Annotated in this window: 19 protein-coding genes, 2 pseudogenes and 1 riboswitch; of the genes and pseudogenes, 9 read left to right on the top strand and 12 right to left on the bottom strand. The window is 73.6% G+C overall.

Annotated elements, in window-relative coordinates; all coding sequences use genetic code 11:
- Window positions 1-90: 90 nt before the first annotated feature.
- A pseudogene (locus ACIPXB_RS11990) lies at window positions 91-258 on the top strand (2-hydroxyacid dehydrogenase); the annotation flags it as partial.
- A 37-nt stretch (window positions 259-295) separates the two neighbouring features.
- On the opposite strand, the gene ACIPXB_RS11985 reads toward ACIPXB_RS11990, so the two are convergent.
- Together ACIPXB_RS11985 and ACIPXB_RS11980 are read right to left on the bottom strand one after the other, a co-directional pair.
- Window positions 296-2185, bottom strand: a complete 1890-nt coding sequence (locus tag ACIPXB_RS11985; protein ID WP_401447836.1) for an anthranilate synthase family protein — start codon at window positions 2183-2185, stop codon at window positions 296-298.
- A gap of 97 nt (window positions 2186-2282) precedes the next feature.
- Entirely contained in the window at window positions 2283-2339 is a 57-nt protein-coding gene (locus ACIPXB_RS11980) for a trp operon leader peptide (protein WP_388854157.1), read from the bottom strand.
- Window positions 2340-2460: 121 nt separating this feature from the next.
- Between ACIPXB_RS11980 and ACIPXB_RS11975 the strand changes: the two genes are divergently transcribed.
- Together ACIPXB_RS11975 and ACIPXB_RS11970 are read left to right on the top strand one after the other, a co-directional pair.
- Window positions 2461-3813 carry a class II 3-deoxy-7-phosphoheptulonate synthase gene (locus ACIPXB_RS11975; protein WP_401447834.1) on the top strand — a complete coding sequence of 451 codons (1353 nt, stop codon included), beginning with the start codon at window positions 2461-2463 and terminating at the stop codon, window positions 3811-3813.
- 171 nt (window positions 3814-3984) lie between these two features.
- The gene (locus ACIPXB_RS11970) at window positions 3985-4227 is read left to right on the top strand and encodes a bacterioferritin-associated ferredoxin (protein WP_401447831.1); all 243 of its coding nucleotides are present in this window, start codon (window positions 3985-3987) and stop codon (window positions 4225-4227) included.
- 51 nt (window positions 4228-4278) lie between these two features.
- On the opposite strand, the gene bfr is transcribed toward ACIPXB_RS11970, so the two are convergent.
- The gene (gene bfr, locus ACIPXB_RS11965; RefSeq protein WP_401447828.1) at window positions 4279-4758 is read right to left on the bottom strand and encodes a bacterioferritin; all 480 of its coding nucleotides are present in this window, start codon (window positions 4756-4758) and stop codon (window positions 4279-4281) included.
- A gap of 184 nt (window positions 4759-4942) precedes the next feature.
- On the opposite strand from bfr, the gene ACIPXB_RS11960 reads away from it, so the two are divergent.
- Window positions 4943-5575, top strand: a complete 633-nt coding sequence (locus ACIPXB_RS11960) for a sulfite oxidase-like oxidoreductase (RefSeq protein ID WP_401447826.1) — start codon at window positions 4943-4945, stop codon at window positions 5573-5575.
- Between the two features lie 13 nt (window positions 5576-5588).
- On the opposite strand, the pseudogene ACIPXB_RS11955 reads toward ACIPXB_RS11960, so the two are convergent.
- The 6 genes and pseudogenes from ACIPXB_RS11955 to thiO form a co-directional block, all read right to left on the bottom strand.
- Window positions 5589-5958, bottom strand: a pseudogene (locus ACIPXB_RS11955) (DUF4396 domain-containing protein).
- A gap of 111 nt (window positions 5959-6069) precedes the next feature.
- On the bottom strand, window positions 6070-6930 hold the full coding sequence (locus tag ACIPXB_RS11950; RefSeq protein ID WP_401447824.1) for a deoxyribonuclease IV: 861 nt from the start codon (window positions 6928-6930) through the stop codon (window positions 6070-6072).
- A 14-nt stretch (window positions 6931-6944) separates the two neighbouring features.
- Entirely contained in the window at window positions 6945-8885 is a 1941-nt protein-coding gene (gene pknB / locus ACIPXB_RS11945; RefSeq protein WP_401447822.1) for a Stk1 family PASTA domain-containing Ser/Thr kinase, read from the bottom strand.
- Between the two features lie 617 nt (window positions 8886-9502).
- Window positions 9503-10297, bottom strand: a complete 795-nt coding sequence (locus tag ACIPXB_RS11940) for a thiazole synthase (RefSeq protein WP_401447819.1) — start codon at window positions 10295-10297, stop codon at window positions 9503-9505.
- A gap of 6 nt (window positions 10298-10303) precedes the next feature.
- Window positions 10304-10504 carry a sulfur carrier protein ThiS gene (thiS, locus tag ACIPXB_RS11935; protein WP_401447817.1) on the bottom strand — a complete coding sequence of 67 codons (201 nt, stop codon included), beginning with the start codon at window positions 10502-10504 and terminating at the stop codon, window positions 10304-10306.
- Window positions 10501-11760, bottom strand: coding sequence for a glycine oxidase ThiO (thiO, locus tag ACIPXB_RS11930; RefSeq protein ID WP_401447815.1), 1260 nt, complete (start codon window positions 11758-11760; stop codon window positions 10501-10503). Before thiO ends, thiS begins: the two co-directional genes overlap by 4 nt.
- Window positions 11758-11870: riboswitch (TPP riboswitch) on the bottom strand. It overlaps the preceding gene by 3 nt.
- A 184-nt stretch (window positions 11871-12054) precedes the next feature.
- On the opposite strand from thiO, the gene ACIPXB_RS11925 reads away from it, so the two are divergent.
- From ACIPXB_RS11925 to ACIPXB_RS11905, 5 genes are all read left to right on the top strand, one after another.
- Entirely contained in the window at window positions 12055-13320 is a 1266-nt protein-coding gene (locus tag ACIPXB_RS11925; RefSeq protein ID WP_401448286.1) for an NAD(P)/FAD-dependent oxidoreductase, read from the top strand.
- A gap of 161 nt (window positions 13321-13481) precedes the next feature.
- Complete coding sequence (locus ACIPXB_RS11920) at window positions 13482-13847, top strand: Rv2175c family DNA-binding protein (RefSeq protein ID WP_401447813.1); 366 nt, start codon at window positions 13482-13484, stop codon at window positions 13845-13847.
- 71 nt (window positions 13848-13918) lie between these two features.
- The gene (thiE, locus tag ACIPXB_RS11915) at window positions 13919-14560 is read left to right on the top strand and encodes a thiamine phosphate synthase (RefSeq protein WP_401447812.1); all 642 of its coding nucleotides are present in this window, start codon (window positions 13919-13921) and stop codon (window positions 14558-14560) included.
- A 115-nt stretch (window positions 14561-14675) separates the two neighbouring features.
- On the top strand, window positions 14676-15590 hold the full coding sequence (metF, locus tag ACIPXB_RS11910) for a methylenetetrahydrofolate reductase [NAD(P)H] (protein WP_401447809.1): 915 nt from the start codon (window positions 14676-14678) through the stop codon (window positions 15588-15590).
- A gap of 43 nt (window positions 15591-15633) precedes the next feature.
- A complete protein-coding gene (locus ACIPXB_RS11905; RefSeq protein ID WP_401447807.1) occupies window positions 15634-16506 on the top strand; it encodes a hypothetical protein in 873 nt (290 codons plus the stop codon).
- A 58-nt stretch (window positions 16507-16564) separates the two neighbouring features.
- Here ACIPXB_RS11905 and ACIPXB_RS11900 read toward each other — a convergent pair whose 3' ends face one another.
- The 3 genes from ACIPXB_RS11900 to ACIPXB_RS11890 form a co-directional block, all read right to left on the bottom strand.
- Window positions 16565-18070 carry a phytoene desaturase family protein gene (locus ACIPXB_RS11900; RefSeq protein WP_401447805.1) on the bottom strand — a complete coding sequence of 502 codons (1506 nt, stop codon included), beginning with the start codon at window positions 18068-18070 and terminating at the stop codon, window positions 16565-16567.
- A gap of 31 nt (window positions 18071-18101) precedes the next feature.
- A complete protein-coding gene (locus ACIPXB_RS11895; RefSeq protein ID WP_401447803.1) occupies window positions 18102-18722 on the bottom strand; it encodes a DUF4126 domain-containing protein in 621 nt (206 codons plus the stop codon).
- A 95-nt stretch (window positions 18723-18817) separates the two neighbouring features.
- Entirely contained in the window at window positions 18818-19222 is a 405-nt protein-coding gene (locus ACIPXB_RS11890; protein ID WP_401447801.1) for a DUF3040 domain-containing protein, read from the bottom strand.
- Window positions 19223-19395: the final 173 nt, after the last annotated feature.

Raw genomic sequence — 19395 nt, 5'->3', positions numbered from 1 at the left:
CGGGCGTCGGCGCTGCCGTACCCGCCGGACCATGGGCCGTAAGGTGAAAACGGCCCATGGTCCGCCGGATCGGGAGCAACGGGAGCAGTGGTGGAAATCCTGGCATTCGGTGCGACGGCCGACGAGATGCCGCTCCTGGAGCAGGCCTTCGCCGGGCTGTGCGAGGTCCGCTGCCTCGACGTCTTCCTGACCGAGGACACCGCGCCGATCGCCGCCGGGTACGAGGTCGTCTCCTCCAGCGTCAACGCCGACCTGGGCGGGGTGGGGGAAAGGCTCCGCGCAGCGGTGAGTGGGCCTACGCCGGGGTCGCGACGCCCGTCAGGAGCTCGGTCAGGATCGTCGCGCCGCGCAGCGTCAGGACCGACTCCGGGTGGAACTGGACGCCCGCGAAACCGGCCGCCGGCGACCGCAGCGCATGCACCTCGCCCGTGACCCGGTCACGGGCCACCTCCACGCCCCGCACGGCCAGCCGCTCGGCCGCCGACTCGTCGCACCGCGCGGTGAACGTGTTGTAGAAGCCCACCACCTCCTCCCGCCCGAACAGGTCGATCCGCAGCTGCGCGCCTTGCGCCGGCTCCGCCTTGCGGACCAGCGGCAGGCCCAGCTCGGCCGCCAGCAGCTCGTGCCCGAGGCAGACCCCCAGCAGCCCGCCCCGGTGCCCCGGGCCGCGCCCGGCCAGCAGGTCGCCCGCCAGCCCGCGCAGCATCCGCATCTTCGGATCGGTCCCGTCCGCCGGGTTCCCCGGCCCCGGGCCCAGGACGACCGGCCCCGTCCACGCCAGGGCCGCCGCCCGCAGCCCGGGGTCGTCGTAGCGGCGTACCGTCACCGCCGGCCCCGACACCCGCAGCACGTGGGCGAGCATCGCCGTGAAGGTGTCCTCGCCGTCCACCACCAGCGCGTGCCCGCGGCCGCCGGCCGGCCGGTCCTGCATCCGCAGCCAGAACGGCGCCAGGTCCCGCCGCCGGGCGGCCAGCGCCGCCCGCACCCGGGGGTCGTCGGCCAGGCCCGGCGCGGCGGCGGGCGGCCGCGGCGCCGCCGGCCGGACCCCGAGCGCCGCCAGGACCCCGGCCGCCTTGGCGTGGGTCTCCGCCACCTCGCCCGCCGGGTCGGAGTGCCGGACCAGCGTCGCGCCCACCGGCACCCGCAGGCGGCCGTCGGGCGCGATGTCGGCGGTGCGGATCAGGATCGGGGAGTCGAGGGTCTGCACCCCGGCACCGTCGAGGCCGAGCAGGGCGAGCGCGCCCGCGTAGTAGCCGCGCCCCCCGGATTCGTGGCGCTCGATGACCCGGCAGGCGTTCTGCACCGGCGAGCCGGTCACCGTCGCCGCGAACATCGTCTCCTTCAGCACCTCCCGCACGTCCAGCGAGGAGCGGCCGCGCAGCTCGTACTCGGTGTGCGCGAGGTGGGACATCTCCTTCAGGCGCGGGCCCACGACCACCCCGCCCCGGTCGCCGACCGTGCACATCATCTTCAGTTCCTCGTCGACCACCATCGACAGCTCCTCGGTCTCCTTGCGGTCGCCGAGGAAGGCGAGGAGGGACTCGGCCGTGGCGCCCCCGGCCGGATAGCGGTAGGTCCCGCTGATCGGGTTCATCACGACGGTGCCGCCCGACATCCGGACGTGCACCTCGGGGCCGGCCCCGACCAGCGTGCGCTCCGGGGTGTGGACCACGTACGTCCAGTACGCGCCGCGCTCGCCCAGCAGCAGCCGCCGGAAGAGGGCCAGCGCGTCCGCCCGGCCGAAGCCGTCGATGCGGCCCTCGTAGGTGCGCCGGATGACGAAGTTCGCGCCCTCGCCCCGGCCGATCTCGTCCTCGATCACCCGCTCGACGATCCCGGCGTACGCCGCGTCGGGGACGTCGAAGCCGCCGTCCTCGACGCGTACGTCGTGGGCCGGCAGCTGCGCCAGCAGGTCGGCGAGCGGGACCTCGTACGCCTCCTCGGCGGCCAGCACCGCCAGCGGCGTGCCGTCGTCGCGCACGTCGAACCCGCGCTCGCGGATCTGCCGGAACGGCACGAGCGCGAGGGTGGGCAGCGGGCCCACCGGCAGGTCGGCCAGGCGCTCGGCCTCGTGGACGGGACCGATCAGCACCTCGACGGTGTCGTGGGCGCGGCCCGGGGTGCGGCGGCGGAGCAGGGCGAAGGGCGGGCAGTCGGCGTCGAGCAGTCGGCTCACGGTCGTCATCGGGCGGAACCTTTCCGGGGAGGGGGAGAGGAACGGCCCGCATACGCGAGAAGGCCGCCCCTCGGGCGGCCTTCGCGTCGGTTACGGGTACGCGCAGTCAGTGGGCCGCCGGATGAGCGGTCCACCACCAGTTCTGGTCGGAGTGCGCGTACATACGGGCGACTCTAGCCCACGGACCGGGGCCGGGTGCGGGAGCGTGCCCGACATGACAGACATCTGTCTCACCTGGTGGGCACCGGACTGGACGCGTCGTGGGACGCCGTAATGTTGAGGACGTGACCGTGAACGCTAAGACCACCGCCGCCGGTGGCACCTCCTGGCGAGACCTTCCCGCGGCGCAGCAGCCTGTGTACCCCGATGCCGAGGCTCTGCGCGCTGTCGTCGCGGACCTCGAGTCGTATCCTCCGCTCGTCTTCGCGGGCGAATGCGACCAGCTGCGCGCCCGGCTGGGAGCCGTCGCCAAGGGCGAGGCGTTCCTGCTCCAGGGCGGCGACTGCGCCGAGGCCTTCGACGCCGTGTCGGCGGACCACATCCGCGCGAAGCTCAAGACCCTCCTCCAGATGTCGGCCGTGCTCACGTACGCCGCCTCCGTCCCCGTCGTCAAGGTCGGCCGTATCGCCGGCCAGTACTCCAAGCCGCGCTCGAAGGACACCGAGACCCGCGACGGGGTGACCCTGCCGACCTACCGCGGCGACTCCGTCAACGGCTTCGCCTTCACCGAAGAGGCCCGGGTCCCGGACCCGGAGCGGCTGAAGCGGATGTACCACGCGTCCGCCTCGACGCTGAACCTGGTGCGCGCCTTCACCACCGGTGGTTACGCCGACCTGCGCCAGGTGCACGCCTGGAACCAGGACTTCGTGAAGTCGTCCCCCTCGGGCCAGCGCTACGAGCAGCTCGCCCGCGAGATCGACAACGCGCTGAACTTCATGAAGGCCTGCGGTACCGACCCGGCCGAGTTCAAGGCGGTGGAGTTCTACTCCTCGCACGAGGCGCTGCTGCTCGACTACGAGGGCGCGCTGACCCGCACCGACTCGCGCACCGGCCGGCTGTACGACACCTCCGGCCACATGGTGTGGATCGGTGAGCGCACCCGCCAGCTGGACCACGCGCACATCGAGTTCTGCTCGCAGATCGCCAACCCGGTCGGCATCAAGCTCGGCCCGACCACCACGGTCGACGAGGCGCTGACGTACATCGACCGCCTGGACCCCGAGCGGGAGCCGGGCCGGCTCACCTTCGTCGTCCGCATGGGCGCCGACAAGGTCCGCGACAAGCTCCCGGAGCTGGTCGAGAAGGTCACCGCCTCGGGCGCGACCGTGGCCTGGGTGACGGACCCGATGCACGGCAACACCTTCGAGGCGGCGTCCGGCCACAAGACGCGCCGCTTCGACGACGTGCTCGACGAGGTCAAGGGCTTCTTCGAGGTCCACAAGGCGCTGGGCACCCACCCGGGCGGCATCCACGTCGAGCTCACCGGTGACGACGTCACCGAGTGCGTGGGCGGCGGCGACGAGATCTTCGTCGACGACCTGCACCAGCGCTACGAGACGGCCTGCGACCCGCGGCTCAACCGCAGCCAGTCCCTGGACCTGGCGTTCCTGGTGGCCGAGATGTACCGCGACCAGTGATCTGATCAGTACGTATGTTCGTACGGTGATGGGGCGCGGATCCATGTGATCCGTGCCCCATCGTCGTTTCGAGGGCTTTTAAGGTGACCCTAAGTCCGGGTAGGGTTAGGTAAGCCTCACCGAACAGTCGGGGATGGCCTCCGAACCGTTCCTGCCAGGGAGGTGAACCGCGTGTACGTCTGCTCTTGCTTCGGTGTCACCGACAAGCAGGTCAAGGAGCACGCGGCCGCCGGTGCGTGCACCCCCCGGCAGATCGCCTCGGCCACCAAGGCCGGCACCGACTGCGGTTCCTGCGTCCGCACCATCCAGGGCCTGCTCGGCCGCGGTGCGTGCCCGCGCCGCGAGCTGCTGGAGAAGGGCAGCGCCCCGGCCGCCGTCCTGGCCCCCGAGGCGCAGCTCGCCGAAGCCGCCTAGCTCCGCCGGAGCGGCCTGGCTCGCCGAAGCCGCCTGGCTCGCCGGAGCGGCCTAGCTCTCCGGCTGCTCGACCAGCTGCGCGATGTAGAGCGGCTCGCCCAGGGTCTCGATCAGCTCCAGCTGGGTGTCCAGGTAGTCGATGTGGTGCTCCTCGTCCTCCAGGATGTCCTCGAAGAGGCGGGCGGAGGTGATGTCGCCCTTGCCGCGCATGACCTCGATCCCGCGCTTGAGCCGGTCGATCGCCTCGACCTCGACCTGGCGGTCGGCCTGGAACATCTCCGTCAGGGTCTGGCCGACCCGTACGTGGAAGAGGCGCTGGTAGTTCGGCAGGCCGTCGAGCATCAGGATGCGCTCGGTCAGCTTGTCCGCGTGCTTCATCTCGTCCATGGACTCTTCACGCGTGTACTTGGCGAGCTTGGTCCAGCCCTTGTTGTCCTGGATCCGGTAATGCAGCCAGTACTGGTTGATCGCCGTGAGTTCGCCGGTGAGCTGTTCGTTCAGAAACTCGAGGACCTCGGGGTCGCCCTGCATCGCGTAAGGCTCCTTCCAAGCAAGAGTGACAAGGCCGCAACCCCTCCCAGCGACTGACCGGGGGAGTTGGCCGCATCCTTGCACCGCCGTCGGAGGCCGTCCAGTAAGTGCCTCCTTAGTAGGAGTTGCCCGAATCCCGGCCGCCTGGTCATGACCACCCCCGCAGGTCTGTCACCATGGAGTCATGGGTCAGCCGGAAAGCCGGGAATCTCCGGGAGCAGAGCAGCTGGAGCTTCCACCGGGGCAGCGGCTGCAGCGGGGCTGGCCGGTCACCCATTACGGGCCCGTGCCCAAATTCAAGCCGGACCGGTGGGAGTTCCGGGTGTTCGGCGCGACCGCCGACGGCGACAAGCACTGCTGGAACCACGAGGAGTTCTCGGCGCTGCCGTTCACCTCGGTCGTCGCGGACCTCCACTGCGTGACGAAGTTCAGCATGACGGGGGCCGAATGGGGCGGTGTGCTCGCGCGCACCGTGCTGGCGATGGCGCCGCCGGCGCCGCAGGTCACGCACGTGATGGTGTGGGCCGAGTACGGGTTCAGCTCCAATATGCGGCTGTCGGACTTCGCCTCCGACCGCACGGTCTTCGCCACCCACCAGGGCGGTGAGCCGCTCACCGCCGAGCACGGCTTCCCGCTCCGCCTGGTCGTCCCGCACCTGTACGCGTGGAAGGGCCCCAAGTGGGTGCGCGGCGTGGAGTACATGACCGCCGACCGCCGCGGCTTCTGGGAGGAGCGCGGCTACCACAACATCGGCGACCCCTGGCGCGAGCAGCGCTACTCGTACCAGGAGGAGCCGGGGGACGGCCCGGAACTGTAGCTCGGCGGGTGTGTCAGTGGTACTGGTGCACCACGGCGTGCCCCTTGCCGCGGCCGATCATCCACGTGTTGACGGGTGTCGTGATCACGAAGGCGGCCGTGAGCGCGATCGCCGGCACGATCCAGAACATCGGGGGTGAACGCGTAGCCGAAGAGGAACGCGAGGACGATGGCGAGGGCCATGGTCGCGACGTTTCCCCAGCCCAGCGCGGTGCCGATGACCAGGCCGAGCACTTCGCCGATGGCGCAGCCGGTGAGGCAGTGCAGCGTGGCGCGGGCGGCCATGCCCCAGCCGGCTCCGCCGTGGCCGACGCCGACGCCGTCGCCGTGCGCCGCGTGGTCGTGGTGGTCGTGGTGGTCGTGGGTGTGGTGCTGGTGGTCCATGACAGCCCCCTCGAATGCCGGAGTACACCGGAGTGCGGTCCCTGCGCGACAGCAGGAACCACATACCCCCCTGGGGTATTCCTCGACGGGTGTCCGCGGGGCGTCGGCCGGTCACGGATCCGGCCGGAGCTCCTTCAGCAGCGCCACGTCCGCGGCGTGCCCCTCCTTGCCGCCCGGCGTCTCGATGATCAGCGGCACGCCCGCCGTCTCCGGGTGCGTGAACAGCTCCGCGAAGGCCTCGCGCCCGATGTGACCCCGGCCGATGTTCGCGTGCCGGTCCTTCCTGGCGCCCACCTCCGCCTCGGAGTCGTTGGCGTGGATCAGCTTCAGCCGCCCCGCCCCGACCGTGTCCACCAGCAGGTCCAGGGTCTCCTTGGTGCCGCCCGGCCCGGCCAGGTCGTGGCCGGCCGCGAAGACGTGGCAGGTGTCCAGGCAGATCCCGAGCCTGGGATGGGCGTCCAGCGCCTCGAAGTACGGCCCGAAGTCCCAGGTCCGCGAACACAGCGAGGAGCCCTGCCCGGCCGTCGACTCCAGCAGCAGGAACGGGTCGTCCTCGTGGGTCAGCTCCTCCAGCAGCGGCAGCATGTGCTCCCGCACCTGGGCCAGTGCCTGCGCGCGCGGCCGGCCGCCGGTCGCGGAACCGGTGTGCACCACCACCCCCAGCGCCCCGATCGCGCGGGCCCGGCGCAGCGAGTGCCGCAGGGACTCCACCGACCTCTCCACGGTGGCCGCCGTGTGCGAACCGAAGTTGATCAGGTACGGGGCGTGCACGTACGCCGGGATCCCGGCGGCCGCGCACTGCGCGCGGAACGCCTCGTCCTGCGCCGGATTGCCGGCGGGCGTGGCCCAGCCGCGCGGATTGGCGACGAAGACCTGCACGGCCTCGGCCGCCATCTCCCGCGCGTACGTCAGCCCCACCTTGGCGAGCCCGCCCGCGACGGGCACGTGCCCGCCGACCGGATTGCGCTTCACTGTCCGGCCCCGCCCTAGAGTCCCTTGATCCTGATGGTGATCGTGCTGCCCTCGGGGGCGTTCTGGCCGCCCGGCACCGACTGGGCCTCCACCGTCTTGCTGAAGGAGATGAGCGGCCGGTCCACCTTCACCTTGAAGCCCGCGGCCTCCAGCGCCCGGCGCGCGTCGTCGGCCTCCTTGCCGGTGACGTCCGGCACCGGGAGCTGGCGCGGGCCCTTGGACACCGTCAGGGTCACCGTGTCGCCGGCCGCGGCCTGGGCGTTCGCACCCACCGACTGGTTGGCGACCGTACCCGCCCGCTCGGGGGAGTTGACCTGCTCGGGGGCGATCTCGACCTTCAGGCCCGCGTCCTGCAGCTGGTCCCGCGCCTGGTCCACCGGCCGGCCGACCACACCGGGCACCTGCACCGGCCGGCCCTTGCTGACGACCATCGCGACGGCCGTGTCGGGGGCCCGGCCGACGCCGGGCTCCGGGTCGGTGGTGATCACCGCGCCCTGGGCGACGTCCTGGCTGAAGGCCTGCGTGACCAGACCGGGCTCCAGCCCGGCCTTCTTCAGCTCGGCCTTGGCCTTCTCCAGCGGCATGTTCTTCACGGACGGGACGGTGACGATCTCCGGCCCGCGCGAGACGGTCAGCCCCACCGAACCGTTCCCGCGGATCCGCCGGCCGCCGGCGGGGTCGGTGGCGATCACCGCGCCGCGCTCGACGGTGCTGCTGAACTTCTTCTCGATCTTCTTCACGCCGAGCCCGGCCGCGGACAGCTCCTGGCGGGCCTGCGCCTCGCTCTTGCCGATCAGGTTCGGCACTTGGGTGAACTGCCCCGAGCTGATGTACCAGACGCCGGTGCCGAGCCCGAGGACGAGGACCAGGGCCGCGATGACCAGGTAGGCCGCGCGGGGCCGCTCCCGCATCGCGGCCCGCCGCCGCCCGGGGGCGGGGGCCGGTTCGGGCAGGGGCGGCCGTTCCAGGCGCGAGGTGTGCTGCACGTCGTGCGGCTCGGGCCGGGGCCGGCGCGGCGCGGTCACCGGGCGCGGGATCACGCTGGTGCGGTCCTCGGCGTCGGACCGGTCCGCGGCCAGCGCCTGCGGCGGTACGGCGTCCAGCTCGGCGTCGGTGAGGGCGGCGCGGGCCTCGCGGGCCAGGCCGAGAAGGGCCACGGCGTCGTGGGGGCGGGCGGCGGCGTCGCGGGCGGTGGCCGTGGCCACCAGGGCGTCCAGCGCGGCCGGCAGCCCGGGGACGGTGGCGGACGGGGGCGGCACGTCCTCGTGGAGGTGCTGGTACAGCACCTGGGCGGGGGAGCCGCCGGTGTGCGGCTTGGTGCCGGTGAGCATCTCGTACAGCACGACGCCGCAGGCGTACACGTCGACGCGGGTGTCGGTGACGCCGTTCTCGATCTGCTCGGGGGCCAGGTAGGAGACGGTGCCGAGGACGGCACCGGTGGTGCTGGTCACCGTGTCGACGCTGCGGACCAGCCCGAAGTCGGCGACCTTGACCCGGCCGTCGTCGCCGATCAGGACGTTCTCGGGCTTCATGTCCCGGTGCACGAAACCGGCGCGGTGGGCGGCGCCGAGGGCGGCGAGGACCGGTTCGAGGATGTCGAGGGCGGCGCGGGGCTGGAGGGCACCGCGCTCGCGGAGCACGTCGCGCAGGGTGCAGCCGGAGACGTACTCCATGGCGAGGTAGACGTACGGGCCGTCCGTGCCCTGGTCGAAGACCGCCACGACGTTGGCGTGCGCCAGCCGGGCCACGGACTTCGCCTCGCGGATGAAACGGTCGACGAAGGCGGTGTCGGCGGCCAGCGCCGGGTGCATCACCTTGAGCGCGAGCACCCGGTCGAGGCGGGTGTCCACGGCCCGGTAGACCGTGGCCATGCCGCCGGCCGCGATACGGGCGTCGATGCGGTAGCGGCCGTCGAGCGTCTGCCCGACGAGGGGGTCGTCCAGGGTCGTGTCCACCCGGCGATTCTACGAGCGGGGCCTGCGGGGCCGACCGGTGCGCCCCTGGTTGCAGCGCACCTGTGACGTCGTGCACACGTTTCGGGCCCCGTGCGGGGGCTCCGCCCCCGCGCCCCCGCGCCTCAAACGCCGGCGGGGCTGGAGTGGGGGCCCGGCGGCGCTGGAGTGGTGCCCGCGGGGCTGGGAGGGGTGCGCGGTGGCGCTGACGGTTGCCCAGCGGGGCCGGTTTCGGGGGCTCCGCCCCCGCGCCTCAAACGCCGGCGGGGCTGGAGTGGGGGCCCGGCGGGGCTGGAGTGGGGGCCGGCGGCGCTGGAAGGGGGTCCGGCGGGGTTGGAGGTGGGGTCCGTGGTGCTCGAGGCTGGGATGCCGCGGAGCGGCATTTTCAGCCCGCGCGGCGTTTGAGCGCACGGGCGCGGAGCGCACGTATGGGGGTCCGGGGGCGGAGCCCCCGATCTTTGAGCCCGGCGGGCACCACTTCAGCCTCGCCGGCGTTTGAGGCGCGGGGTGTGGGGCGGAGCCCCGCTCACCCGGCCCCGCCGGCGTTTGACGCGCGGGGTCCGGGGCAGCGCCCCGCCCACCCCGGTCCCGCCGGCGATCGAGGGGTGGGGCGGAGGTGGTCAGAACGCCGGGCGTTCCGGGTCCAGGGCGGCGCGGCCCGACATCGGGGACGACGGGTCCGCGAAGCGGCGCGGGGGGATGCGGCCCGCGCGCCGCGCGAGCCGGCCCGCGGAAACCGCGTCCCGCATCGCCGCCGCCATCAGCACCGGCTCCTGCGCCCGGGTCACCGCCGACGCCAGCATCACCGCCGCGCACCCGAGCTCCATCGCGAGCGCGGCGTCGGACGCCGTACCCGCCCCCGCGTCCAGGATCACGGGAACCGACGCCCGCTCCACGATCAGCTCGAAGTTGTGCGGGTTGCGGATCCCCAGCCCCGATCCGATCGGCGAACCCAGCGGCATGATCGCCGCGCACCCCACGTCCTCCAGCTTCCGCGCGAGGACCGGGTCGTCGTTCGTGTACGGCAGCACCGTGAAGCCCTCGTCCACCAGGATCTCGGCGGCGTCCAGCAGCTCCACGCCGTCGGGCAGCAGCGTCCGCTCGTCGGCCACCACCTCCAGCTTGATCCACGACGTGCCCAGCGCCTCCCGCGCCAGCCGCGCGGTCAGTACCGCCTCGCCGGCCGTGAAGCAGCCCGCGGTGTTCGGCAGCACCTGGATGCCGAGGCGGTCCAGGACCGACAGCACCGAGCCCTGGACCGTCGGGTCCAGCCGCCGCATCGCCACCGTCGTCAGTTCCGTGCCGGAGGCCACCAGCGCCCGTTCCAGCACGTCCAGGCTCGGCGCCCCGCCCGTACCCATGATCAGCCGGGAGGAGAAGGTCCGGTCGCCGAGCCGGAGGATGTCGTCAGCCATGTCCGCTCAGCCTCCCTGGACCGCGGTGAGGATCTCGACGCGGTCGCCCTCGCCGACAGGCGTCGCGGGCCACTGGCCGCGCGGCACCACTGTTTCGTTCAGTGCCGCCGCCACCCCGGACGGGGCGGTGGTCAGCGTCGCGACGACCGTGGCCAGGGTCGTGCCGGGGGCGATCTCGCGGGGTTCGCCGTTCACGGAGATGGTCATACGAAGGACTCCTCGCGGGCGGCGGAGGCGGGGGCGGCGGCGGGCGCGGCGGCGGGGGCGGCGAACCGCCGGGGGGAGAAGGGGCGGGCCACGTCCGGCAGTTCACCGGTGGCCAGCACCTCGGCCATGACGTCACCGGTCAGCGGGGTCAGCAGCACCCCGTTGCGGTAGTGGCCGGTCGCCAGGTGCAGGCCCGGCAGTTCGGTCGGGCCGAGCAGCGGCGCGTTGTCGGGGGAGCCCGGGCGCAGCCCCGCCCGGGTCTCGGTGAGCGGGAGTTCGGTGATGCCGGGCACCAGCTCGTGGGCGTCGCGCAGGAGTTCGTACACCCCGCCCGCCGTGACCGTGGTGTCCCAGCCCAGCTCCTCGCTGGTGGCGCCGACGACCAGCTCGCCGTTCTCGCGCGGCACCAGGTAGACGTGGCTGCCGCGGACGACGGCCCGTACCGTCCGGGACAGGAACGGCGCGTACGCGGGGGGCACCGCCAGCCGCAGGACCTGGCCCTTGACCGGCCGGACCGGCGGCACGGCCTGCGGCGGTACGCCGGCCAGCCGGCCGCTGAGGCTGCCCGCGGCCAGGACCACCTGGCCCGCGCGCAGCCGCGTACCGTCGTCGAGCTCCGCGCCCGAGGCCCGGTCGGCGGTGACGGTCAGCCGCGCGGCGCTCGCCCGGTGGACGCTCACCCCGGACCGCTCGCAGGCGGCGAGCAGTGCCGCCGCCAGCCGGCGCGGATCGACCTGGTGGTCGCCGTCGACGCGCAGCCCGCCGCGGACGCCCGGTGCCAGCATCGGCTCCAGGCGGCGGCACTCGCGGCCGGTCAGCCACTGCGAGTCCAGCCCGCAGCGCCGTTGCAGCGCGTGCAGTTCGCGCAGGTGGAGGCGGTCGTCGGCGTCGAGGGCGACGGCGAGGGTGCCGCAGGCGCGGTAGCCGATGTCCAGGCCGCCGCTGGCCTCGGCGAGTTCGGCGGTGAACTCCGGATAGCGCTCGGCGGAGGCGACGTTGAGGCCCAGCAGGGTCTCCTCGCCGTAGTGCAGCTCGGTGACGGCGGCCAGCATGCCCGCGGCGACGCGGGCGGCGCCGCCGCCGGGTGCCGGGTCGGCGAGCGCGGTGCGCAGGCCCCGCCGCGCGGCCCGCCAGGCCGTGACCAGGCCGATGATCCCGCCCCCGATGACGAGGACGTCGTATCCGGCCGCTCGCGGTGCTCCGGCCGTCCCGGCTGTCGTGTCCGGTCCGCCCGTTCTGTCCGTGGATGCGTGCATGGGTGTCCAGCCCCTCCCTTCGCCGGCATGACCCGGATCAGGTTCGTACGGTCGGAGGCCGTCCAGCCTCCCTCTCAGCCCGGTGCGTCCGGGCTCCCGCGATAGGTACGGTGGCCAGCCTAACCCCGGCGCCGGAGCCCGGGTAAGGCTGCCTCCCGGTCTCTCCCTGCTCCGCTATTCCTGACGGTTCGTCAGATGATTAGGCTGGGCGGCGTGAGCGAGCAGACGTACAAGAGCCAATACGCAGAGCCGGCGCCGGCGCCGGCGCCGGCCGTCGTCATCGTCGGCGCCGGCATGGCGGGCGTGCAGACCGCGGTCGCCCTGCGGGAAGCGGGCTTCACCGGTCCCGTCACCCTGCTGGGCGCCGAGCCCCACCAGCCCTACGACCGCCCCCCGCTGTCCAAGGCGGTCCTGCTCGGCAAGGCCGAGGACTCCGCCTTCGACGTCGACTTCGAGGGCCTCGGCATCGAGCTGCGGCTCGGCGTCGAGGTCACCGGGCTGCGGGCCGCCGACCACGTCCTGGACACCCCGGCGGGCCCCGTCCCGTACGGCGTCCTGGTGCTGGCCACCGGCGCGGAGCCGCTGACGCTGCCGGGCACCGAGGGGGTCGCGGGCGTCCACCTGCTGCGGACCCTGGACGACGCCGAGCGGCTGCGTCCGGTGCTCGCGGCGGCGCCGGACGTCGTGGTCGTCGGGGCCGGCTGGATCGGCGCCGAGTTCACCACCGCCGCCCGGGAGGCCGGCTGCGCGGTGACCGTGGTCGAGGCCGCCGGCCGGGTGCTCGCCGGCGCCCTGCCGGAGGAGGTCGCCGCCCCGATGGCCGACTGGTACGCGCAGGCGGGGGCCCGGCTGGAGACCGGAGCCAGGGTCGCCGGCGTCGAGCCCGGGCGGGTGCTGCTGGCCGACGGGCGGGAGCTGCCCGCCGGGGCGGTGGTCGTCGGCATCGGGGCCCGGCCGGCCACCGGCTGGCTGGCGGGCACGGGCGTGGAGCTCGGTCCGGACGGCGCGGTCACCGCCGACGCGGGCCTGCGGACCTCGCTGCCCGACGTGTACGCCGTGGGGGACTGCGCGTCGTTCCCCTCCGCCCGGTACGGCACGCGGCTGCTGGTGCACCACTGGGACAACGCGCTCCAGGGGCCGCGGACGGTCGCGGCGAACATCGTGGCCGCCGCGGCCGCACCCGCCGCACCCGCCGCACCCGCCACACCGGTCGCACCCGCCACACCGGTCGCACCCGCCGCACCGGTCGCACCGGCCGCACCCGCCGGGGAGCCCGCGCGGATCTACGACCCGGTGCCGTACTTCTGGTCCGAGCAGTTCGGGCGGTTCGTGCAGTACGCCGGTCACCACGGGGGCGCCGACACGCTCGTGTGGCGCGGTGACCCGGCCGGGGCGGCGTGGTCGGTGTGCTGGCTGCGGGCGGGCGTCCTGGTCGCCGTCCTGGCCGTGGGCCGGCCCCGGGACCTGGCCCAGGGCCGCAAGCTGATCGAGGCGGGCACCCCCGTGGACCCGGACCGGGTCGCCGACCCGGCGGTCCCGCTGAAGTCGGCCGCCCGCTGACCGGCGTACCCGCCGCCGGCCGGCCGGCGTACCGTCCGGCCCGGCGCATCCGGCGGGGCGGGGGCGCGAAGGGGGCGCGCAGGCGTGCGGGAGGGTGGGTCCGGGACCCGCCCGGACCGTCCGACTACCGACTGTCAGTCCCGGATGGCAGGCTTGTTCCCGTGACCGAGATTGACGCAAAGATCGATGCTCTCGTCCCCGAGTGGCTCTACCTCCCCGACATCAGCGAAATGCTGGGCGTCGAAGTGACCCGAGTCCGCCAGCTGGTCAAGGAGGGCCAGCTCATCGCCGTGCGCCGCGGTGAGAACCGCGCGCTGCAGGTGCCCGCCGCCTTCATCGACGGCGACAAGGTGGTCAAGGGCCTCTCCGGCACCCTGACGCTGCTCCGGGACGACGGCTTCACCGACGAAGAGATGCTGGAGTGGCTCTTCACTCCGGACCCGACCCTGCCCGGCACGCCCGCGCAGGCCCTGAGCGAGAATCGCGGCACGGAGGTGAAGCGCCGCGCCCAGGCGCTCGCCGTCTGATCCGATCCTGAACGCACCGAGCGGTGTGCGGGCCCCCGTGGCCCGCACACCCGCCATCCGGGGGGTTTCCCATGTCCCAGCAGCTTTCCGACGCCCGGCTCTACCTGTGCACGGACGCCCGTAAGCGCCAGGGAGACCTTCCCGAGTTCCTCGACGCCGTCCTCGCGGGCGGCGTCGACATCGTGCAGCTGCGCGACAAGGGCATGGAGGCGGGCGAGGAGCTGGAGCACCTCGCGGTGTTCGCCGACGCCGCCCGCCGGCACGGCAGGCTGCTCGCGGTCAACGACCGGGCCGACGTCGCGCACGCCATCGGCTCCGACGTGCTCCACCTGGGCCAGGGCGACATCCCCGTCCCCGCCGCCCGCGCGATCCTGGGAGACCAGGTGATCGTCGGGCGCTCCTGCCACGCGGAGGCCGAGGTCGACGCCGCCGCCGCCGAGCCCGGCGTGGACTACTTCTGCACCGGCCCCTGCTGGCCCACCCCCACCAAGCCCGGCCGGCACGCCCCCGGCCTGGACCTCGTCCGGTACGCGGCGTCGCTGGAGCAGGAGCGGCCCTGGTTCGCGATCGGCGGCATCGACGCGTCGAACCTGGACGAGGTGCTGGACGCCGGGGCGAAGCGGATCGTCGTCGTCCGCGCGCTGACCGAGGCCGACGACCCGGGCGCGGCCGCCGCGGCCCTGTCCCGGCGGGTCCGCGAGCGCCTCGGGTAGCCGCTCTACCAGCGTCACCCGGCCGCTACCTGGGCCTTGGCGGAAAGTGTCCAAAAATCTGTCCATTCCCTGGACACCGCTTCGCTGCCTGCTGGACCCCGTCTAACCTGCCCACATGGCCCTTGGTACCGCTTCCACCCGCCCGGACCGCGCACGCACCGTGCGCGACATCCTCGCGTCCGGCAAGCCCTCGTACTCGTTCGAGTTCTACGCGCCCCGGACCGAGAAGGGCGAGCGCAGCCTCTGGGGTGCGCTGCGCCGGGTCGAGGCGGTCGGGCCGAGCTTCGTGTCGGTGACCTACGGGGCCGGCGGCTCCACCCGCGGCGGCACCGTCAAGGCCACTCAGGAGATCGCCGCCGACACCACGCTCACCCCGGTCGCGCACCTGACCGCCGTCGACCACTCGGTCGCGGAACTGCGGCACGTCCTGGGCCAGTACGCCGACGCGGGCATCCGCAACATGCTCGCCCTGCGCGGCGACCCGCCCGGCGACCCGATGGGCGAGTGGATCGAGCACCCGGAGGGCGTCCAGTACGCCGCCGACCTCGTCCGGCTCATCAAGGAGTCCGGCGACTTCTGCGTGGGCGTCGCCGCGTTCCCCGAGATGCACCCGCGCTCCACCGACTGGGACACGGACATTCGTCACTTCGTGGACAAGTGCCGGGCCGGTGCCGACTACGCGATCACCCAGATGTTCTTTCATCCCGAGAACTATCTGAGGCTGCGCGACAGCGTGCACAAGGCGGGCTGCGAGACGCCGATCATCCCTGAAGTCATGGCTGTTGTGAACGCGCGGACCCTCGACCGGCTGCCCCAGTTGAGCAACGCCGCCTTCCCGGAGAACGTGAAAGAGCGCATCCTCGCGGTCAAGGACGACCCGGCCGCTGTACGCTCCATTGGGATCGAGTTCGCCACGGAGTTCTGTGCGCGGCTGCTGTCCGAGGGTGTCCCGGGGCTGCACTTCATCACGAACAACTCCACGGCGACCCTCGAGATCTACGAGAACCTGGGCCTGCACCAGCGGGCCTGACCGGCCGTAATACCATGGGCGGCCGTACCGAGAGGGGCCACGCATGGGTATGACGGTCCTCTACATCGCGTTCGGCATCGTCGCGCTGTGGCTGCTCGCCGAGGTTTTGCTCCAGTACAAGGCGCGGCTGCGCTGGCGGCTGCTCGCCTTCGCCGGCTTCCTCGGCGTCGTCGCGGGCGTCGTGCTGCCGTCCGTGCTGGTCATCGCCGTAGGCGCGACCTGCTTCGCGATCGGCCAGACCCTGGTCACGCTGTCCTTCCGCAAGGGCTTCGTCGCCGGCTGGGCGCTGCGCCGCGACAAGGCCGGGGCCGGCGAGGCCGAGCCGGCGGGGCCCGCGAAGTCCGGCAGCAGACGCCGCCGCGGCGGCTCCGCGCGCCCGCAGGAGCCGGCGCTGGAGGTCACGGCGCTCCAGTACGACGAGGCCGGGGACGCGCCCGGGGCCGAGGCCGCCTCCGGGGCGGAGCCCGCCCCCGAGGTCTACAGCCCGCAGCCGCTGCCCGACGACACCGGTTCGTACGGCATCCAGAGCTTCACCCGGGACCAGGAGCCGGACGCGACGGCGGCCTTCGCCTCGCCGTACGCCACGGGCGAGCCGGACGCGCACCAGTACGCCGCCTACTACGACCCGCAGGGCCAGGGCGGCTACGACTACGGGCAGCAGCCGACCTACGCCGCCTACTCGGACCCGTACATCGGCACCGGCGGCGTCGCCCAGCCGTACGACACGTACGCCGGCTACGCCGACCACCAGCAGTACGCCATGGACACCCCGCCCGGCGGTGTCTGGGTGCCGCAGCAGCGCGACGTCGAGCAGCCCTACCCGCCGCAGGCGCAGGGGCAGCCGTACCAGGAGCAGCAGGACCCCCAGCAGTACCCCTACCAGGGCACCGGCGAGTACGAGCAGTACCGGTACTGACCGGAGCGGCGGGAGCGGCGGCACCGGTACCGGCCGGTGCGGCGGGGGCCGCGGCCGGTCACTGCGAGCCGCGGAAGTCCGCGCCCTCCACGATCAGCCCGGACACCAGCGCCCCCGTCATCCCCGCGTGCGCGAGCCCGCCACCGGGGTGGGCCCAGCCGCCCGCCAGGTAGAGCCCGGGCAGCGGGGACGTGTTCGCCGGGTACAGCAGCCGTCCCTCGGCGCCGGCGAGCGCGGGCGGCGGCACCACGCCTCCGGTGGCCCCCGTGGCCGCCTCCACGTCGGCGGGTGTGCGCACCTCGTGCCACAGCAGCCTCTCCCGAAGCTCCGGCACCGCACGTGAGGCGGCCTCCAGGAGCCGTTCGGTGTACCTGCCGACCAGATCCCGGTCCGTGAAGTCCAGGGCGCCCTGCGGGGCGCAGACGGCGCTGACGGTGACCGCCTCGTGCGCGGCGTCGGGCCGGGTCGCCGGATCGTCCGGGCGCAGCACGGTGACCGTGGGCCGCCCGGTGTGCTCGCCGGTGGAGGAGACGCGGGCCTCGGCCACGAGGTCGGGGGAGTGCACCACCGTGCGGTGAACGGTGTCCTCCGGCCGCGGGCCGCGCAGCGCGAGCAGCAGGGTGATCCGGCTCGTCCCGCCCCGGCGCACCGGGACCGTCGTCTCCGGCCACGGCCGGCCGCCGGGCAGCAGGGGCGTCAGCAGGGGGCCCGGGTCCGCCCCGCAGACCACCGCGTCGGCGCTCACCTCGGTACCGTCCGCCAGCCGCAGCCCGGTGGCCCGCCCCGCGGTCTCCACGACCTCGCGGACCTCCGCGCCGAAGGCGAACTCCACCTTCCGTTCCCGGCAGCGCTCGTACACGGCCGTGGCCAGGGCCCGCGTCCCGCCGCGCACGGTCCAGCTGCCGAAGGTGTGCTCCATGTACGGCAGGACGACGGCCGAGGCGGGCGCGGTGGCCGGGTCCAGGCCGTACGCGTGGACGGCGGAGGTCAGCAGCGACGCCAGCGGGCCGCCGCCCAGCTCCCGTTCGGCCACCTCCGCCAGGGTCGGCGGGCGGCGGCGCAGCAGGCCGCTCTTGCGCAGCGCCGGGTAGGGGTCCCGGCCCAGCACCTCCCAGTTCGGCCACAGGGGTTCTTCGAGGAGGGGCCGCCGGGTACGGTCCCAGGCGTCCCGGGCGCGGCCCAGGACGGCACTCCAGCGGGCCCCCGCGCCCGGGCCGAAGGCCTCGTCCAGGACGGCTGCGACGCCACCGCGCGAGGCGTTGGGCAGGCGGACGTCCGTGCCGTCGGCCAGCAGGTGGCGGACGGCCGGGTCGGCCTGGACCAGCTCGACGCAGTCCTCCAGGGGCCGCTTGCCGGTCTTGACGAACAGATCGCGGTAGACGGCGGGCAGGTGCAGCAGCCCCGGCCCGGTGTCGAAGGCGAAGCCGTCGCGCTCGTACCGGCCGACCGCACCGCCGTACGTCGCCGACCGCTCGTACACCGTCACCCGGTGGCCCGCCACGGCCAGCCGGGCGGCCGTCGCCATCGCGCCCATCCCGGCGCCGATCACCGCAATTCCTGCCATGCGCCCGACCTTATCGGCCGTCGGGCGCTGGTCAGCCGGGTGGGGCGGCGCCGCGGACGGCCGCCGCCAGCCGCTTCTCCTCGCGGCGCTGGGCCCGGCGCCGCAGGAAGCGGCGGATCCGGGTCCAGAGGAGGACCAGCAGGGCGATGCCGAGGGCGAGCAGGACGGCCGCGATGATCGCCGCGGCCTGCGGGTTGAACATGGCGAAGGTGACGATCGCGCCGACCCCGAGGTCCTCGGCGGTGCTCATGACGATGTTGCTGACGGGCTCGGGCGAGGTGTTGATCGCCATCCGGGTGCCGGCCTTGACGCAGTGGCTGGCCAGCGCGGTGGAGCCGCCGATCGCGCCGGCGGCGAGGTCGGGGAGCGAACCGCTCTGCCCGGCCAGCAACGCGCCGACGACGGCGCCGGCGACCGGGCGGATGACGGTGTGGACCGCGTCCCAGGCGGAGTCCACGTACGGGATCTTGTCGGCGACGGCCTCGCAGAGGAACAGCACACCGGCCGCCACCAGGACGTCGGTGCGCTGGAGCGAGGCGGGCACCTCGTCGGTGAGCCCGGTCGCGCCGAAGACGCCGAGCAGGAGGATCACGGCGTAGGCGTTGATCCCGCTGGCCCAGCCGCTGGTGAAGACCAGGGGGAGCACACTCACCCGGTCATCATCGCGCAGCCCGGGCCGGCCGGCAGGGGAAACGGGTGAGGGGACGGTCGCGGTGCGACCGTCCCCTCACCTCTGGCCTGCGGGGCTCAGTGCCCCTGTTCGTCGCGGCGGCGCTGCCACCGCTCCTCGATACGGTTCATCATCGACCGGCGCTGCCGGTTGCGGCCGCGAGCCGGTCCGCCGGTATTGCCGGAGGAGGGCTGTTCGCCGGGTTTGGGCGCCTTGCGCCATCCGGTGACGGCGAGGACCGCGCAGCCCAGCATGACGAGGAAGCCCACCACGCTGATCCAGAGCCCGCCGGGCGCGAGGACCATTCCGGTCATGAGGAGCGCGATACCCACCAGGAAGCCTGCGACCGCCTGGTAGACCCGTCGCCGGGTGTACGTACGCAGCCCGCTTCCCTCAAGCGCTGTCGCGAACTTGGGATCTTCGGCGTACAGCGCTCGCTCCATCTGCTCGAGCATTCGCTGCTCGTGCTCCGAGAGCGGCACGGGAGTCCTCCTCATCCGTCGGTCGCGGGGGGAGCGACCGGGGGTCCCCTTCAGGATAGGCAGGGAATCGCCCCCGTGAAACCCGCCCCTCTACGCCACGTTTTTCAACAGCCACGTTTTCAACAGCCACGGTTCAACAACTGGTACTGCTCAACAACTGGCACTGCGCCAAA

It is taken from the genome of Streptomyces sp. NPDC090022 (assembly GCF_044748145.1).
Taxonomy (GTDB): Bacteria; Actinomycetota; Actinomycetes; order Streptomycetales; family Streptomycetaceae; genus Streptomyces.
Note: the sequence above shows the minus strand (reverse complement) of the source record. Positions and strands in the feature narration are given on the sequence as shown.

Excerpts from the sequence above, each read along its gene's own strand:
- ACIPXB_RS11985 (WP_401447836.1), bottom strand. The coding sequence starts at position 2,185 with ATGACGACCGTGAGCCGACTGCTCGACGCCGACTGCCCGCCCTTCGCC.
- bfr (WP_401447828.1), bottom strand. The coding sequence starts at position 4,758 with ATGCAGGGCGACCCCGAGGTCCTCGAGTTTCTGAACGAACAGCTCACC.
- ACIPXB_RS11960 (WP_401447826.1), top strand. The coding sequence starts at position 4,943 with ATGGGTCAGCCGGAAAGCCGGGAATCTCCGGGAGCAGAGCAGCTGGAG.
- ACIPXB_RS11940 (WP_401447819.1), bottom strand. The coding sequence starts at position 10,297 with ATGGCTGACGACATCCTCCGGCTCGGCGACCGGACCTTCTCCTCCCGG.
- thiS (WP_401447817.1), bottom strand. The coding sequence starts at position 10,504 with ATGACCATCTCCGTGAACGGCGAACCCCGCGAGATCGCCCCCGGCACG.
- thiO (WP_401447815.1), bottom strand. The coding sequence starts at position 11,760 with ATGCACGCATCCACGGACAGAACGGGCGGACCGGACACGACAGCCGGG.
- ACIPXB_RS11925 (WP_401448286.1), top strand. The coding sequence starts at position 12,055 with ATGGCGGGCGTGCAGACCGCGGTCGCCCTGCGGGAAGCGGGCTTCACC.
- thiE (WP_401447812.1), top strand. The coding sequence starts at position 13,919 with ATGTCCCAGCAGCTTTCCGACGCCCGGCTCTACCTGTGCACGGACGCC.
- metF (WP_401447809.1), top strand. The coding sequence starts at position 14,676 with ATGGCCCTTGGTACCGCTTCCACCCGCCCGGACCGCGCACGCACCGTG.
- ACIPXB_RS11905 (WP_401447807.1), top strand. The coding sequence starts at position 15,634 with ATGGGTATGACGGTCCTCTACATCGCGTTCGGCATCGTCGCGCTGTGG.
- ACIPXB_RS11900 (WP_401447805.1), bottom strand. The coding sequence starts at position 18,070 with ATGGCAGGAATTGCGGTGATCGGCGCCGGGATGGGCGCGATGGCGACG.